This is a genomic window from Herbaspirillum sp. GCM10030257 (assembly GCF_042666555.1).
Taxonomy (GTDB): Bacteria; Pseudomonadota; Gammaproteobacteria; order Burkholderiales; family Burkholderiaceae_D; genus Noviherbaspirillum.
The window spans coordinates 20,326-36,768 of sequence record NZ_JBHTDH010000035.1 but is presented as its reverse complement, the minus strand read 5'-3'; the positions used below and the strand labels follow the sequence as shown (position 1 = coordinate 36,768).

The following is a 16,443-nucleotide window of genomic DNA, read 5'->3' as shown; positions in this document are numbered from 1 at the left end:
CGGATGCGTTTGTGCCGATCGCACAGGTGGACAGCACCACAGCAACCAGTGCGCCGCACGCTGCACAAGCACAGAAGTCACAGAATGTCCGGTACATCCATACCGATCATCTGGGCACGCCGCGCGAACTGACCAGCGGGTCAGGCGAGATCGTCTGGGCCGGCGTGCACAAGGCATGGGGCAACCTGGCCATTGCAGCGATGCCAGCAATACAGGTAGCGGATGACCAGGATACGGCGACAGAACCCAGCGCCTTCACCGATGTCATGCCGCTGCGTTTCCAGGGGCAGTACTACGACAGTGAAACCGGTTTGCATTACAACCGCTTTCGGTACTACGATCCGGATAGCGGCCGCTTCGTCAGCCAGGATCCGATTGGCCTGCAGGGTGGCAACAACCTCTATCAATATGCACCCAATCCTACGGTGTGGATTGATCCGCTTGGCCTAGCAGGTTACACAGTCGGGGCGCAAACAGCAGGTGGAGATGCGCTAAGCCGCGGCGTTCATGTAAATGTTAATGGTGCTGGTTTGCCGTCAAAAGGTGGGCACATCGGAATTATCCCTAACGCTACGGGTGATGGCGTGGCTCTGGTTCCTGCTGATAAGGCAACTCGAGATTTGAATCCACGCCAATGGGAAAAGGCAACGGAAAGTGTGAGGGAATATTTAAACAATCCGAAAAACGTGGATCGAATGGAAAAAGCAGCGCAAGCCGGCATCGATGCCTATCCAAATTCCAGTAGGACTACTGAAATGGCAAAGGTCCGAGATATATTGAACACTCATAAGAGTAAGGGAACATGTCCGTGTCTATAGCGAAGCATCGCCACACTAAGCTCGATCTACTAAGTGAAAGTTCAGCGGCAAATATTTATGATGTGATTATTACCTTCCTTGAGGATGGACGAATAAAAGCACCTCTTACAGTTAATCTGAATTCGTTTGAACCAAACTTGCTTCGAGATAGCGGGTTTGATTTATCTGGGGATCCTAATGAACATTATCTTTATGCTTGGACAAGATACTTTTCAAGCAAACGAAGAAAAATTTGTACTGAATTCAAACTCTATTTTTACCAGAATCGGTTGCGTACAAACGGATTAGGAATTGTTAGCAAAATCCGATTGTCAACACTTTTAAAAAAGATTCATGAGAAAGAATTGCTTACAAATAGCAAGCCCCATCGATTTGAAATTTATTTAGACAATGGACTAAAGGAAGGTGCACTCCTTTTTGAAAACGGAATTCTCATGCAATTTTCTACTGCGGATAAAGGCTCCGCAAGAAACTATTATATAAAAACAGTTGAAAGCAATTTCGACGAAAGCACCCAGTTCGACATGAAAAAAACCAACACGAACTTTGTGAGATCGATGTTTAAGAAATACGATTACGCCAATTTATCTAAGAAGAAATGCAAAAGTAATCACGCCATTCAGAAACTCATCTGTTTAGCCACACAATTTTCTGATCTTCTTGTTTGAAAATTTTATTGATAGCGGTGATACGTCAGCTCGTGGGTCAGTCTGACGAAAGGAGCAGGAATGTCATAAATTTTTTCGGGCACACCATGCCAGCAACTAAGGATATCTATAGCAAAACCGACTTATGAGGACTGACCTATGTGCGCTGCCATAGTACTCTGGATAGTTACAAATTCAGCGAGCGATGAAATTCCAGTTTAAAAGTCATTCACAACTATGGTGATACAAAATTCATAAAATGAAAGTTCATCCTGTTCTTGGCATTAGGTATTCCAACTATGCCGTTTCACTACATGCCTCGTGCAACATTCCTCCCCCAAATAAGTTATCCTAAACACCCTCATCTTCACCGCTCAGCAACCATGCTCAAGATCATTTCCGCCAACCTCAACGGCATTCGCTCCGCTTCTAAAAAAGGGTTTTTCGACTGGATGCAAAAGCAGTCGGCTGATTTTGTCTGCGTGCAGGAATTGAAGGCGCAGGCGGCGGATATGACACCGGAGTTTTTGTCACCACATGGGTACCATGGTCATTTCCACTATGCGGAGAAAAAGGGTTACTCGGGCGTGGGTGTGTATTCGCGTTATGAACCCGATGCGATTCAAATCGGTTTTGGCTGCGATGAATTCGATGCGGAAGGTCGTTATGTGCAATGTGATTTCGGCAAGCTGAGCGTAATCTCGGTGTACTGCCCTTCAGGCTCCTCCAGCGAGGAAAGACAGCAGGCGAAGTTTCGGTTCATGGAAGTTTTTTTGCCGCACCTGCAAAAGCTGCGTGCTTGCGGACAGGAAGTCGTAATCTGCGGCGACTGGAATATCGCGCACAAGGAAATCGACCTGAAGAACTGGAAATCGAATCAGAAAAACAGCGGCTTCCTGCCGGAAGAACGCGCATGGATGAGCAAGGTACTCGGTGATGTAGGCTGGGTGGATGTCTATCGGGCCCTGCATCCCGAGACCACCGGCGAGGCTTATACCTGGTGGAGCAATCGCGGACAGGCTTGGGCCAATAATGTTGGTTGGCGAATTGATTACCATGTGTCGACGCCAGGTATCGCGGCGAAAGCAAGCGCTGCAGCGATCTATAAGGAAGCACGATTCTCGGACCATGCTCCGCTGACTGTCGAATACAACGGCGCGTCGGCATTCATCCATGCCTGAATAGGCTGAATGTTAAAGGCTCTGTCGACTGCACGTTGAGAGTAAATAAAAACGGTAGGTGTGCCACGCACCCTACCGTTTTTTCAACACGCCGAATACGCCCGCGTACGCTGCCAACCCTGTCGAAGTTTCTAACGTATCGGCGCAATCTCTTTTACATTGGTTTCATAAGGAGGCAGCGCCGTCGGCTGCACGCCCTTGGCCTTTGCATACAGCGGCATGACCGACGGCAGGTGCCGTTCCATTTCGGCGATGCGGCTCTTGCCCGCCGGGTGAGTGGAAAACCATTGCGGCGTATTGCTCTTGCTTACCATGCCCATCTTGCGCCAAAGCGCGACACCGGCACGCGGGTCATAGCCGGCACGGGCGACGATATCAAGGCCAACGAGATCGGCCTCGGTTTCGTCATCACGAGAAAATTTCAGCATCGTCAGATTGGCGAGGCCACCGGTGGCGGCGCCAGCAAGATTGGGGTCGATGCCGAGGAAGGCCGACAGGCCAAGGCCGGCGATCTTCGCGCCGGCACTCGCCAGGCCCGACTTGGCCGCGCGCTCGCGCCCGTGTTCGCGCAGCGCATGCGCGATTTCATGGCCCATCACGATGGCGGCTTCGTCATCGGTGAGCTTGAGATTGGTGATGATGCCGTTGAAAAAGGCGATCTTCCCGCCTGGCATGCAAAAGGCGTTGATCTCCTTCGAGCCGATCAGGTTGACTTCCCATTTCCACTGGGCGGCGCGTTCATTCCACCGGACCGCGTGGGGAATCAGGTCCTTGGCGATCTTGCGCAGCCGCTGCACTTGCGGATGGTCATCCGGGGCCAGCGCGCGCTGCTGGCTCGCCTGCTGCTTGATGCTGTTGTACTGCTGCACTGCCGCTGCTTCCAACTCTTCCTCCGAGACAAGATTGCGTAGGGATGACATTTTGTCGACTTTCACCCCATCAGGACTGACTTCATCCTTGGCGAAGACGGGCGGCACGACGGATATCAAGGCCGCAAGAGCGACACTCAAGGGCGTAGACAGGTTCATGTTCGAGACTCCTCGGAAGACTTCAACACGGACTTGATCCAGGGCAGCAAGGCATAGGCTGGAAAGGCGAGGATGAAGGTCAGCGCGAAGTAGGCCGCGTACCCCATTTCCTGTGCGCCAATGCCGCCAGCCCATCCCGCAATGGAACGTGAAAAGGCAAAGATGGAGGATAAGATCGCATATTCCGTCGTGGCGCGCGACTTGTCGACGATTGCCATCAGGAAGGCAAGGAAAGCAGCAGTGCCGAGGCCACCCGTAAACGACTCAATCGCGCTTGCGCTGTACATCAGGACCTGATGCGTGGTCGCGATGTCGGCGCCCTGAACTGCGCGCGGAATGAAGTAAGCGGCGGCGACATAGCCGACATTGGATAAGGCTTGCCACAAACCAAGCACCCAGAGCGCCTTGAAGATGCCGGCGCGGTCGGTGTACCAGCCGCCGATGATGCCGCCGGCGATTGACAGGCCCAGGCCAAGATTGACCGATACCAGGCCGATCTGGGTATTGGTAAAACCACTGTCGACCCAGAAGGGCTTGATCATGAAACCAATCGAGGAATCGGCCAGCTTGAAGATCAGGATGAAACCAATCAGCAGCAGCGCATGCGGCTTGTTGAGCAGCGAGACGATCGCGCCGAACATCGGGCCGCTGGACGAGGCCGCCGAGAGTTGCTCGGACTGGCCGCGAATGCCCTTGGTGAACAGGATGGCCGAGAGAAAAATCAGCCCGACCGGTGCGCCGCCCTTGAACCACCATGCGCTTTTGTAGGGCTTGATCCATTCGGCATCAAGCACGCCCAGCACCGGCCACAACAGGCCGGCGATGAAGAGCAGCAGTGCGACGATCAGCATCGGCTGCTGCGCCAGCGCCGACATTTCGCTGCTCAGGCTGGCTGGCGCCTCGCGGGCCGGGCGCGGAGGCTCCTTCGGCGCAAAAAGACTGAACGCGGCGATGATCAGAAACAGCACCGACGCCAGGCCATAGGTCGAGGTCCAGCCGGCCACATCCGAAAACCAGAGCAGGATGCCGGCAGCAAGCATGCCAACCCGATAAAAGCCGATGCGGAATCCGTTGGCCAGACCGAGTTCGCGCTTGTCGAGCTGCTCGATGGTATAGCCGTCGATAGCGATGTCGTTGGTTGCCGACAGGGCGGTGAAGGCGCCGATGGCGAACCAGACCCAGGGGCCGAATCCTGCTTCGCGCGCGCAGATGATCATCACAATGCCCATGCCGACATCGGCGGCAGCCATCCAGTAGCGATGGCGGCGGGTGAAGTCGATCAGCGGCGCCCACAGGAACTTGAGCGTCCATGACAGGCCAAGCAGACTGAGCAGGCCGATCTTCGACAGCTCAATGCCTTGTTGCCGGAAATACACCGGGAACAGGTCGAAAAACAACCCAAGCGGAAAGCCTTCTGAAAAATACATCATGCTGATCCAGAACAGCTTGGAACGGAGAAGCTTGGGAGGGGCTGCGGTAGTGGCAGTCTGACTGGCAGGGACGCTCATGCGGGAGATTTCTTACGTAATCGAAACACGGCAAGACTACCACGCCAGTTCGGAAGAAACGTCACGGGCTTGCCTTCGTGCAACGCGATGCACTCGAGCACTTCGAGCCCCACTTCATTGGCAAGTTCCTGAAAATCGTAAATAGTTGCGCAGCGGACATTCGGCGTGTCATACCACTCATACGGCAGGGATTTGGACACCGGCATTCTTCCCCCCATCAGCGCCATCCGGTGTGGCCAGTATGCAAAGTTGGGGAATGACACAATGGCTTCACGACCAACCCGCGCAATATCGCGCAGCACACCTTCCACATTCTTCATCATCTGGAGCGCAGACAGGCACAGCACCGTGTCAAAAGCATTATCGACAAACATGGCCAGGCCGCTTTCGAGATCCTGCTGAATGACGGCGACGCCGCGCTCGATGCACAATGGGATTTTGGCATCATCGATCTCGACGCCATAGCCGATGCAATGCTTGTCCGTTTGCAGGTATTGCAGCATCACGCCGTCGCCGCAACCGAGGTCCAACACATGCGATGCGGGATTGATCCAGTGTGCGATAAAGGCAAGGTCGGCGCGCAGCACGCTCAGTTCCTGAAAATTCATGCGGACCTCCCTTCGATTTCCTGCCAAATTCTGTCGTAATAGGCGCGCACGGCATTCATATAGCGCGGATCTTCCAGCAAAAACGCGTCATGGCCATGCGGCGCGGCGATTTCTGCATAAGACACCTTGCGCTTGTTCTTGACCAGCGCCTGCACAATTTCACGGCTGCGCTCCGGCGAAAAGCGCCAGTCGGTGGTAAAGGACACTACCAGGAATTGCGCCAGCGTCGGTTCCAGTGCCTTGGCGAGATCGTCGCCGTACTCCCTGGCCGGGTCGAAATAATCGAGCGCCTTGGTGATCAGCAGATAAGTGTTGGCATCGAAGTATTCGGAAAACTTGTCGCCCTGGTAGCGCAGATAAGACTCGATTTCGAAATCAATGCCGAAACCGAACTGGTAGCCGCCGTTGCGCAGGTCGCGGCCAAATTTCTCGGCCATGCTGTCATCGGATAGATAGGTGATGTGCCCGACCATGCGCGCTACGCGCAGGCCACGCTTGGGTACCACGCCGTGCGCATAGAAGTCGCCGCCGTGGAAATCCGGATCGGTCAAGATGGCCTGGCGTGCGACATCGTTGAATGCAATGTTCTGCGCCGACAGTTTCGGCGTCGATGCGATCACGATGCAATGGCGCAGGCGTTCCGGAAAAATCATACTCCAGGCCAGTGCCTGCATGCCGCCGAGCGAGCCGCCCATCACCGCAGCGAACTGACGGATGCCGAGCGCATCGGCAAGGCGCGCTTGTGTACGCACCCAGTCTTCGACAGTAACAACGGGAAAGTCCGCGCCATAGGGTTTACCGGTGGCCGGGTTGATGTTCATCGGGCCGGTTGAACCGAAACACGAACCGAGGTTATTAACACCGATAACGAAGAATCGATCGGTATCGAGCGGCTTGCCGGGGCCGACCATGTTATCCCACCAGCCGACATTCTTGCTGCCGTCAGCACCTTCGTACATGCCTGCCACATGATGCGAGGCATTGAGTGCATGGCAGATCAGGACCGCGTTGGAGCGGTCGGCGTTGAGCGTGCCATAGGTTTCATACACGAGCTTGTAATCGGACAGCGACGCGCCGCTCGATAGCGGCAACGGCTCGGGGAAATGCATGGATTGCGGCGTTACGATTCCAACAGATGGCATAGTCGTCCAAAAAGAAACTGCTCCGCGCGTCGAAGGCGAATGGTGAGTCTTGAATGGGAGACGGCAAATAGCGAGTGGCACAAAGCCATCGACCACAGTCCATCGACCAGCCACCATCGACTATCAACACGCGTCATGATTTTTCCGGGCTAAAAAACAAAAAAGCCCGATAGCTGACAGCTTATCGGGCTAAATTGGGGCGCAAAGGCAAGCACGCTTTAGCCGTATTTATTACGCGCCCGCAAGCTGATTATCAAATCGGCGCATTGCGTAAGAATAACTAAGTCGGGTGACACAGTCAAACCTCAAACCGCCACGCGGGACGCAACCGGCCTGCATAAGCAAGGCCGTGAGTCATGCTTAAAAACATTCACCTGCGTGCGAGGACCGGGAAGGCCAGAGCAACGATGACAAAACAGCAACCTCAACCGATGCTGGCGGGCCGGGCGACCAGCATGCCACCGGACAACCCCTGCTAGAGAATTCTCAATGCCGCACCAAAAAGCAGCGACCGAAAGCAAACTGCAAGCTAGTGTGAATTAAAGTATAGGCAAGTGTAAAGAAACGGCGCATGAACCCGGGCGCCAGTCATACCAACAACCGGGGTGATCAGTTCAAGGAAAACAGGAGCAAAGACATGAAATCAGGAAAATTCACTTCCCTCACCCGCCTGCTAGCCACTTCGGTGACCGCGCTCGGCCTGCTGGCCGCAGGTCCCGCACTGGCGATCGACAGCATCAAGATGCTGGTGCCGGCGAACCCGGGCGGTGGCTGGGATCAGACGGGTCGTGGTTTGCAGCAGGCGCTGCAACAGAATGACATCGTCAAAAAAGTCCAGGTGGACAACAAGGGCGGTGCAGCAGGCACGATTGGGCTGGCGCAGTTCGTCAACTCCTCCAAGGGCGACGGTAACGCATTGCTGGTCGGCGGTAGCGTGATGGTGGGCGGCATCGCTCTCAACAAGTCGCCGGTCAACCTGTCCCAGGTCACACCGATCGCCCGCCTGACCGGCGAGTACGATGTTCTGGTGGTGCCGGCAAACTCGCCGATCAAGTCATTGAAAGAACTGATTGCGCAGTTCAAGGCCAATCCGGGCAGCGTGTCCTGGGGTGGCGGTTCTGCCGGCGGCACCGACCACATCATCGTCGCGATGATCGCCCAGGCATCTGGCGTCGATGCTTCCAAGATCAACTACATCCCGTTCGCGGGCGGCGGTGAAGCACAGGCTGCGATCATGGGCGGCCATGTCACCGTCGGACTGTCCGGCTACAACGAGTTCGCCGGCCAGATCGAAGCCAAGAAGCTGCGTCCGATCGCCGTGACATCGGGTAAGCGCCTGCCGGGCATCGATGTGCCGACCCTGAAGGAGCAAGGCGTTGATGTCGAGCTGGCTAACTGGCGTGCCGTGTTTGGCGCCCCCGGCATCAATGAACAGCAAAAGAAAGACTTGATCGCCGCCGTCGAGAAGGCAGTGAATACCAAGACCTGGAAAGACCTGCTGGCCAAAAACGGCTGGAACGATGCCTACTTGGCGGGCGACGAATTCAAGACCTATCTGACCAACGAAATCGCCAAGACCGAACAGATCATGACCAGCCTCGGTCTGGTAAAGAAGTAATCACAACCACAAGCTGCATCACGCAGCGCATTGCGTGAACCACATGCCGCCATGGGTGACATGTGGTTCACCGCTTCAAGCTGCGCAACAGGGACTTTGAGGCGCAAGCCGGAACGTCAGCAAGCCCATCGTTCCGACATTCGTCCCCCTTGGTATTCGTAGTCTTCACTTCTAGGTGACAACATGACATCTCGTTCTCCCATCGTAATCGGAGAGCTACTGGCCGCCCTCGGCCTGGCCGCACTGGGCATATATACCCTGATCGGAACGCAAGCCATTTCCGCCGGCGGCGGCTATGCGCAGATCGGCCCGCGTGCCTTTCCTTACCTGATCGGAGCCGGGCTCGTGATCCTCGGCGGCATCCTGGGCTGGCAAGCGGTTTCCGGCGGCTGGCGCAACGTGCCGCAGGATGAAGCACACAATACCCCCGACTGGCTGGCCTTTGGCATCCTGACCGCCGGCGTGCTGCTGCACATGGCGTCGATCGGCTGGGCCGGATTCATCCTGGCATCGACTTTCCTGTTCATCCTGATTGCCCGCGGTTTCGGCAGCCGCAAGCTGCTGCGCGACATCATGGTCGGTGCGGTGCTGTCGGCCGCAGCCTACTTTATCTTTACCCTCGGGCTGGGCTTGAACCTGCCAGCCGGCTTGCTCGGAGGCCTGTAATCATGGAAACCATGAACGCTTTGCTGTCCGGTTTTGCGGTCGCCATGACCTTGCAGAATCTGCTGCTCGGATTTATCGGCGTCACACTCGGCACCCTGGTCGGCGTACTGCCGGGCGTCGGCCCCGCATTAACCGTCGCCTTGCTGCTGCCGGCGACCGCCAGTCTGGATCCGACCGGCGCGCTGATCATGTTTGCCGGCATCTATTACGGCGCGATGTATGGCGGCTCCACGACATCCATCCTGCTTAACACACCGGGTGAGTCGGCCACGATCGTCACTGCACTCGAAGGCAACCTGATGGCCAAGAATGGCCGCGCCGGTCCCGCGCTGTCTACCGCGGCCATCGGCTCGTTTGTCGCCGGGACCATTTCGGTCATCATGCTGACCGCGGTCGCGCCGCTGGTGGTCAACCTTGCATTGAAATTCGGCCCGGTAGAATATTTTTCCATCATGGTACTGGCCTTCATCACGGTGTCGACCCTGCTGGGCTCGTCCATGGCGCGCGGTCTCGCCAGCCTGTTCTTCGGTCTGTGGATTGGCCTGATCGGCATCGATGGCCAGACCGGCCAGCCCCGCTTCACGATGGGCATCCCGGAATTGCTGGATGGCATTGATGTGGTTGTTGCGGCGGTCGGCTTGTTCGCGGTTGGCGAAACGCTGTACCTCGCGACCTACCTCAACAAAACTGCCGACGTGATCGAACAGGTGAAAGGCTCCATCTGGATGTCGAAGTCGGACTGGGCGCGCTCCTGGAAGCCTTGGGTGCGCGGCAGCGTGCTCGGCTTTCCGATCGGCGCAATGCCTGCAGGCGGCGCCGAGATCCCGACCTTCCTGTCCTATGCCATCGAGAAAAAACTGAGCAAGCAACCGGAAGAATTCGGGCACGGTGCGATTGAAGGTGTCGCTGGTCCGGAAGCGGCCAACAACGCATCGAGCACGGGCACGCTGGCGATGCTGCTGACGATCGGCCTCCCAACGTCCGCAACGGCGGCGATCGTGCTGGCCGCATTCCAGCAATATGGCTTGCAGCCAGGCCCGCTGCTGTTCGAAAGCCAACCTCAGTTGGTCTGGGGTCTGATTGCATCGATGTATATCGGCAATGTGCTGCTGCTGGTACTCAACCTGCCACTGGTCGGTTTGTGGATCAAGCTGCTGTCGATCCCGCGTCCGCTGCTGTACGGCGGCATCCTGATCTTTGCAACGCTGGGCGCCTACGGCTTGCGCAACTCCTGGTTCGACCTGCTGCTGCTCTACATCATCGGCCTGATCGGCTTCATCATGCGGCGTTATGACATACCGGTGGCACCGACTATCGTCGGCATGATTCTCGGCCCTGTCGCGGAACAGCAGTTGCGCCGCGCGCTGTCGATCAGCCAGGGAGATCCGTCGGTGTTCTTCACGCATCCGATTTCAGCAACGGTGCTGGCCATTACCCTGTTGTTGCTGGTTGGTCCACCCCTGTGGAAGCGGATCCATGCAAGGCGGCATCCGCCCGCAGGAAAGGCTACAGCGGCGCCTTGAAAAAGGTGACCTCCCTACGCGGGTAGGGCGCAAAAGACAAAAGGGCCCCGCGGGGCCCTTTTTCATTGCTGCGCACTGCATGGAATGATCCGCAACCTTGAGCTCAGTTCAGGCTGGGTTTCCTTCAGCCCGCAATTGCTCCACTGCCGACATGATCATGCTCGGCTCCATCGCTCGCAAAATCTTTTTCATATGCGGCGCAATCGCGCCAAGATCGCTGTTCAGGATCTCCTGCTTCACTGCCAGCAATTGCGTCGGATGCATGGAAAATTCGCGCAGCCCCATGCCAAGCAACAGGCGTGTCAGCTTGGTATCCCCCGCCATTTCACCGCACACCGATACCGGGATGCCCGCTTTCGCGCCCATGGCAATCGTGCTCGACAGCAGGTACAGCACAGCAGGATGCAAGGGATTGTAGAGATGGGCGACCTCGTGGTCGGCACGGTCGATGGCCAGCGTGTACTGGATCAGGTCGTTGGTGCCGATGGAGAGGAAATCCATGCGCTTGACGAACAGCGGCAGCGTCAATGCGGCGGCCGGGATTTCGATCATCGCGCCAACCTGGATCAGCGGATCGAACTTCTTGCCGGCATCGCGCAGTTGCCCCTTGGCCTGCTCGATCATGGCCAGGCTCTGGTCGATTTCAAATGCATGCGCAAGCATCGGGATTAGCAGCTTGATCGGGCCGTAAGCGGAGGCGCGCAGGATCGCCCGCAACTGTGCGAGGAACATTTGCGGCTCGGCCAGGCAGAAACGTATCGCGCGCAATCCAAGTGCCGGATTGAGCGCGGTCTGCTCGGCGGCATCGAGCGGTTTGTCGGCGCCGATGTCGAGTGTGCGGATCGTGACCGGCCGGCCCTTCATGGCCATCACTGCCTTACGATAGGACTCGAATTGCTCGTCCTCGGAAGGCAGTTTGTTGAGGTAGCCGGTGCGGCCCATGAACAGGAATTCAGAACGGAACAGGCCCACGCCCATCGCGCCTGCTTCCAGCGCTGCGGGGCAATCGTCCGGTAATTCGATGTTGGCGAGCAATGTGATCGGCGTGCCATCGCGAGTGATCGCCGGCGTCTTGCGCAGCTTGCCGAGCTTCTTGCGGTCACGCAGTAATTTTGCCTGGCGCTCGCGATACTGTTCGAGCACACTCGGTGCGGGATCGACGATGACGACGCCGGCGTCGCCATCGATGATGACCCAATCGTCCTGCTGGATCAGCGCCGATGCGTTGAACATGCCGACCGCTGCCGGTATATCGAGACTGCGCGCAACGATCGCGGTATGCGAGTTCTGGCCACCCAGATCGGTAACAAAGCCGCCGAAAGCACGGTCCTTGAACTGCAGCATGTCGGCGGGCGAGATGTCATGCGCGACGACGATCATGCGCCCGGCGCCTTCGTCGCCATCGACATTCGATGGCAAGGTAGACGCGGTGCCGGTCAGCACCTTGAGCACGCGTTCGCCGACTTGCTGGATATCGCTCTTGCGTTCGCGCAGGTAAGCGTCTTCGATCTCGTCGAATTGCGCGGACAGTTCATCGATCTGCGTTACCAGCGCCCATTCGGCGTTGTAATAGCGCGAGCGGATAATATCCAGCGGCACTTCGGCAATCATCGGGTCCGACAAAATCAGGGCATGCACATCGATGAACGCACCGAGCTCCGCCGGGGAATCCTTGGGCAAGTCGTTCCAGATGGTCTGCAATTCCTTGTGCACCGTCGCGATGGCTTTTTGCAGGCGCTGGACTTCAGCCTCCACCTGCTCTTCCGGCACAAGGTAATGTTTGACGTCCAGGGCGGCGGGCGCAAGGATATGCGCACGGCCGATTGCAATGCCGCGTGATACCGGGATGCCGTGTAAGGTGAATGAAGCCATCGATGTGCGGACTTATGTGAGCGTATTGTGCGTACTGATTATTCGCCTTCGCCAAACTTGTTCTGGATCAGCTCGACCAGGGCATCGAATGCAGCTTTTTCATCGGCGCCATCTGCTTCCAGTGTGACCTTCGCGCCCTTACCGGCGGCCAGCATCATCACACCCATGATCGATTTGGCATTGACGCGTCGTGCGTTGCGGCTGAGCCAGACTTCACTCTGGAACTTGGCGGCGAGCTGGGTCAGTTTTGCCGAGGCACGGGCGTGCAGCCCGAGCTTGTTGATGATTTCGATTTCCTGTTGAATCATGTCTGCTTATCGTTATCGTTGTGGAAGTCCGTCGTGTCTCTACGTGCACCTTGTACTTCAATGCCTACTTGTATTCCTACTGCATTTGCTGCTGCTTAGAGCGGGTTTCATATTATTGTACTGTCGCCTCGGGCCGCCTTGACGCGCCGGGCGGCGTTGCTTGTCGCTTGTGTGGCCCGCCACACGGCGCTCCGCGCGCCTTGCCCTGCACGCCAAATCGACCCGCTTCTCCGCACACCAATATGAAACCCGCTCTAGTTTGGTGAAAGCCGGACCCGGTTGTCGACCCTGACCGCGCCGCTCTGTCCGCCGGCCAGCGCCATTTCGACAACAACGTCGATGGTATCGTTGCGATAGGTGAGCGCACGCAGCAGCATCGGCAGGCTGATGCCGGCGATCACTTCCACATGCCCGGGGCTGCACAGCCGCAGCGTGCAATTGGAAGGCGTACCGCCCATCACATCGGTAATCACCAGCACACCGGAGCCGTCGTCTAGGCGATTGATTGCTTCCTGCGCCACCCGGTTGACTTCGGCAGTGTCCTGGTCGGCACGCACATCGATCGCCTCCATCCTGTCGGGACGCGCGCGAAATACATGGGTTGCCGCCTCAATGAAGGCGTTGCCCAGAGGTGCATGCGTAAGTAGAAGAATGCCAATCATGATTGCTCTTTATAGACCGACTGCCGTGTTGTCCGGCGACTTCCGCGTCTCCCGCGATGTCGGTCTCTCCGTTAGCGGTGCTTCGGCACCTGTTGATTGTTTTTCGATAGTTGCGACGTATTTGCGACGTATGTTGCTGTATGCGGATGACGATTTGATTGCAACTGGCAGCAAATCATTTCTTCCACGCCGCCTTCACGGCCCCCTGGTCTGCTACTGCTTTTCCAGGGCATCGACAAACATCCCGGCTACATCGAAACCGGTTTGCTGCTTGATTTCCTGAAAACAGGTCGGACTGGTCACATTCACTTCCGTCAGGCAATGCCCAATGATGTCTAATCCTACCAGCAATAAGCCTCGACCAGCCAGAACTGGCGCAAGGGCTTCGCCGATTTCCCGGTCGCGATCCGAAATTGGCTGCGCAACGCCTAAGCCGCCCGCAGCGAGATTGCCACGCACTTCGCTACCTTGCGGTATCCGCGCCAGGCAGAACGGCACGACCTCGCCGCCGATCAGCAGCACACGCTTGTCGCCCTTGACGATCTCCGGAATGAAGCGCTGCGCCATGATGCTGTGAGCACCATTGCCGGTCAGCGTTTCAATGATGGAGCCGAGGTTCATGCCATCTTCGCGCACCCTGAAAATCCCCGCGCCGCCCATGCCATCGAGCGGCTTGAGAATCACATCCTTGTGTTCTTCATGGAAGGCGCGAAGTCGGGCGGCATCGCTGGTCACCAGCGTCGGCGAGGTGAACTGCGAAAACTGCGCGATCGCCAGCTTTTCATTGTGGCTGCGGATCGCCTCGGGCCGGTTGCATACGCGCGCGCCCTGCTTTTCCGCGATTTCGAGCAGATAAGTCAGGTACACGTATTCCATGTTGAACGGCGGGTCCTTGCGCACCACGATGGCGTCGAACGCATTGAGTTCCACCGCTTCCGGTGCATCGGCGCGATACCAGTCATCCGGGTCACCTGTCAGGGTGATGCGCGCGACGTTGGCGCTCACCTTGCCCCCTTCCAGGGCCATGTCCTTCTGCTGAAACGCATAGATGGCGTGACCGCGCCGGGCCGCCTCGGCCATCATGGCATAGGTGGTGTCCTTGTAAATCTTGAAGTGATCGAGCGGGTCCGCGAGAAAGGCAAATTTCATCAGTAGACTTCCGGGTTCGGGTCGGTTTTTTCAAGCTCGAGAGAAGCCGCCAGCAAGGCCATGCGCGCCACGACACCGTACATATAGAAGCGGTTCGGTGGCGCGGTACCCGGCTTGGCCTGTAAGTCTGGCAATGCATGCTGCTGCGCGAATGCGAGCGGCACGAAATGTGCGCCTGGCGAGTTGAGGTTTTCATCGACACCGCGCTCGGCATGCACCCGATAGAAGCCGCCGACCACGTAACGGTCAATCATGTACACCACCGGTTCGGCCACCGCATCGTTGATGTGCTCGAAGGTGTGCACGCCTTCCTGGATGATCACGTCGGAGACTTCGAGTCCTTCCTTGACCACCGACATCTTGTTGCGCTGTTTGCGATTGAGATCCTTGACCTCGCTTGCATCCTTGACGGTCATGATGCCCATGCCATAGGTGCCCGCATCGGCCTTGACGATCACGAAAGGCGTTTCCTTGATGCCGTATTCCTTGTACTTCTTGCGGATCTTGGTCAGCAGCATGTCAACGTTGGTCGCCAGGCATTCCTCACCGGTGCGTTCCTGGAAATTGATTTCGCCGCAGCGCGCAAAATACGGATTCAGCATCCAGCCGTCGACATCGATCAGCTTGGCAAATTTCTTGACCACTTCGTCATACGCGGCAAAGTGATTGGTCTTGCGGCGCACCGCCCAGCCGGCGTGCAACGGCGGCAAGAGACTTTGCTCATGCAGACCTTCAAGCACGGACGGAATGCCGGACGACAGGTCGTTGTTGAGCAGGATGGTACAGGGATCGAAGTTCTTCAGACCCAGGCGGCGGCCATTGGCCGAGCGCTCCAGCGGCTCCAGGGTGAGGGTGCTGCCGTCGGGCAGGTCGATATTGGTGGGCTCCTTCACGTCGTCGGACAGCGAGCCGAGACGCACATTGAGACCGGTCTGGCGGAAAATCTGGATCAGGCGAGCGACGTTTTGCAGATAGAAGGTGTTGCGGGTGTGGCGTTCAGGAATCAGCAACAGGTTCTTGGCATCCGGACAGTATTTCTCGATCGCGGCCATTGCGGCCTGGACTGCCAGCGGCAGCATTTCCGGGGACAGGTTGTTGAAACCGCCGGGGAACAGGTTGGTATCGACCGGAGCCAGCTTGAAGCCGGCGTTGCGCAGGTCAACCGAACAATAGAACGGCGGCGTATGTTCCTGCCACTCGAGACGGAACCAGCGTTCGATTGCCGGCGTGGCGGCAAGAATCTTTTTTTCGAGGTCGAGAAGCGGGCCGTTCAGGGCCGTGACGAGATGCGGAACCATATAAAACCTTCCAAATAGGTAAAGCGCTTGCAAACCGGCTGAATCAGCTGCACGCGCCGCGCGAGGCGTGTATGCGTGGCGGTCGGGGCAAATCCGGAGCCGATTTCCGGACAGGCTCTCCTCGGCGTTGCAGTTCCCGACGCTACCGCCTTCATGTCGGGGCGGATAAGCGCTTTTCAACGGCTATGGGTCTTGCAACATCGGAGCGATAACGATTCTAATGGTAATCCTTGTTTTGCGTCGGACGGGGCATGGAAAGTGCCAATTCGGCCACGGATGCCGAAATTTGTAATCGGGTGGGAGGATTTACGGACGACTTGCCGGTCAAAGTTCGTGTCTTTACCGCAACAAAATGCTTGTCAAAGTGCATGTTGATCACAAAAAAAGCGCCTCCGTGGAGGCGCTTTCAAGGCCT

Annotated in this window: 15 protein-coding genes; 6 read left to right on the top strand and 9 right to left on the bottom strand. The window is 57.1% G+C overall.

Going from position 1 to position 16,443, the window contains the following annotated elements; all coding sequences use genetic code 11:
* From ACFQUU_RS26110 to ACFQUU_RS26100, 3 genes are all read left to right on the top strand, one after another.
* A partial coding sequence (locus ACFQUU_RS26110) for an RHS repeat-associated core domain-containing protein (protein ID WP_382251068.1) occupies positions 1–818 on the top strand: 818 nt, incomplete at its 5' end.
* On the top strand, positions 809–1,486 hold the full coding sequence (locus ACFQUU_RS26105; RefSeq protein WP_382251067.1) for a hypothetical protein: 678 nt from the start codon (positions 809–811) through the stop codon (positions 1,484–1,486). The genes ACFQUU_RS26110 and ACFQUU_RS26105, both read left to right, overlap by 10 nt.
* Before the next feature lie 362 nt (positions 1,487–1,848).
* Complete coding sequence (locus ACFQUU_RS26100) at positions 1,849–2,646, top strand: exodeoxyribonuclease III (protein ID WP_382251066.1); 798 nt, start codon at positions 1,849–1,851, stop codon at positions 2,644–2,646.
* 131 nt (positions 2,647–2,777) lie between these two features.
* Here the strand turns inward: ACFQUU_RS26100 and ACFQUU_RS26095 are convergent, their stop codons facing one another.
* The 4 genes from ACFQUU_RS26095 to ACFQUU_RS26080 are packed head-to-tail and all read right to left on the bottom strand — an operon-like array spanning position 2,778 to position 6,932.
* On the bottom strand, positions 2,778–3,674 hold the full coding sequence (locus ACFQUU_RS26095; RefSeq protein WP_382251064.1) for a M48 family metallopeptidase: 897 nt from the start codon (positions 3,672–3,674) through the stop codon (positions 2,778–2,780).
* The gene (locus ACFQUU_RS26090) at positions 3,671–5,182 is read right to left on the bottom strand and encodes an MFS transporter (RefSeq protein ID WP_382251063.1); all 1,512 of its coding nucleotides are present in this window, start codon (positions 5,180–5,182) and stop codon (positions 3,671–3,673) included. Before ACFQUU_RS26090 ends, ACFQUU_RS26095 begins: the two co-directional genes overlap by 4 nt.
* Positions 5,179–5,790 (bottom strand): methionine biosynthesis protein MetW, encoded by a 612-nt coding sequence (gene metW / locus ACFQUU_RS26085; RefSeq protein WP_382251062.1) that lies wholly within the window; start codon positions 5,788–5,790, stop codon positions 5,179–5,181. The genes ACFQUU_RS26090 and metW overlap by 4 nt, the downstream gene beginning before the upstream one ends.
* Positions 5,787–6,932: a homoserine O-acetyltransferase gene (locus ACFQUU_RS26080; protein WP_382251061.1), complete on the bottom strand. Its 1,146-nt coding sequence runs from the start codon at positions 6,930–6,932 to the stop codon at positions 5,787–5,789. The genes metW and ACFQUU_RS26080 overlap by 4 nt, the downstream gene beginning before the upstream one ends.
* Positions 6,933–7,569: 637 nt before the next feature.
* On the opposite strand from ACFQUU_RS26080, the gene ACFQUU_RS26075 reads away from it, so the two are divergent.
* The 3 genes from ACFQUU_RS26075 (at position 7,570) to ACFQUU_RS26065 (ending at position 10,739) form a co-directional block, all read left to right on the top strand.
* Positions 7,570–8,550 carry a Bug family tripartite tricarboxylate transporter substrate binding protein gene (locus ACFQUU_RS26075; protein ID WP_382251060.1) on the top strand — a complete coding sequence of 327 codons (981 nt, stop codon included), beginning with the start codon at positions 7,570–7,572 and terminating at the stop codon, positions 8,548–8,550.
* Positions 8,551–8,733: 183 nt separating this feature from the next.
* Complete coding sequence (locus tag ACFQUU_RS26070) at positions 8,734–9,216, top strand: tripartite tricarboxylate transporter TctB family protein (protein WP_382251058.1); 483 nt, start codon at positions 8,734–8,736, stop codon at positions 9,214–9,216.
* Between the two features lie 2 nt (positions 9,217–9,218).
* Positions 9,219–10,739 carry a tripartite tricarboxylate transporter permease gene (locus tag ACFQUU_RS26065; RefSeq protein WP_382251057.1) on the top strand — a complete coding sequence of 507 codons (1,521 nt, stop codon included), beginning with the start codon at positions 9,219–9,221 and terminating at the stop codon, positions 10,737–10,739.
* Positions 10,740–10,847: 108 nt separating this feature from the next.
* Here the strand turns inward: ACFQUU_RS26065 and ptsP are convergent, their stop codons facing one another.
* The 5 genes from ptsP to gshA form a co-directional block, all read right to left on the bottom strand.
* Entirely contained in the window at positions 10,848–12,611 is a 1,764-nt protein-coding gene (ptsP, locus tag ACFQUU_RS26060; RefSeq protein ID WP_382251056.1) for a phosphoenolpyruvate--protein phosphotransferase, read from the bottom strand.
* A 38-nt stretch (positions 12,612–12,649) separates the two neighbouring features.
* The gene (locus ACFQUU_RS26055; protein ID WP_382251055.1) at positions 12,650–12,919 is read right to left on the bottom strand and encodes an HPr family phosphocarrier protein; all 270 of its coding nucleotides are present in this window, start codon (positions 12,917–12,919) and stop codon (positions 12,650–12,652) included.
* Between the two features lie 254 nt (positions 12,920–13,173).
* The gene (locus tag ACFQUU_RS26050; RefSeq protein ID WP_382251054.1) at positions 13,174–13,581 is read right to left on the bottom strand and encodes a PTS sugar transporter subunit IIA; all 408 of its coding nucleotides are present in this window, start codon (positions 13,579–13,581) and stop codon (positions 13,174–13,176) included.
* A gap of 213 nt (positions 13,582–13,794) precedes the next feature.
* Positions 13,795–14,730, bottom strand: coding sequence for a glutathione synthase (gene gshB, locus ACFQUU_RS26045; protein ID WP_382251053.1), 936 nt, complete (start codon positions 14,728–14,730; stop codon positions 13,795–13,797).
* Positions 14,730–16,028 carry a glutamate--cysteine ligase gene (gene gshA, locus ACFQUU_RS26040; RefSeq protein WP_382251051.1) on the bottom strand — a complete coding sequence of 433 codons (1,299 nt, stop codon included), beginning with the start codon at positions 16,026–16,028 and terminating at the stop codon, positions 14,730–14,732. Before gshA ends, gshB begins: the two co-directional genes overlap by 1 nt.
* Between the last annotated feature and the right edge of the window lie 415 nt (positions 16,029–16,443).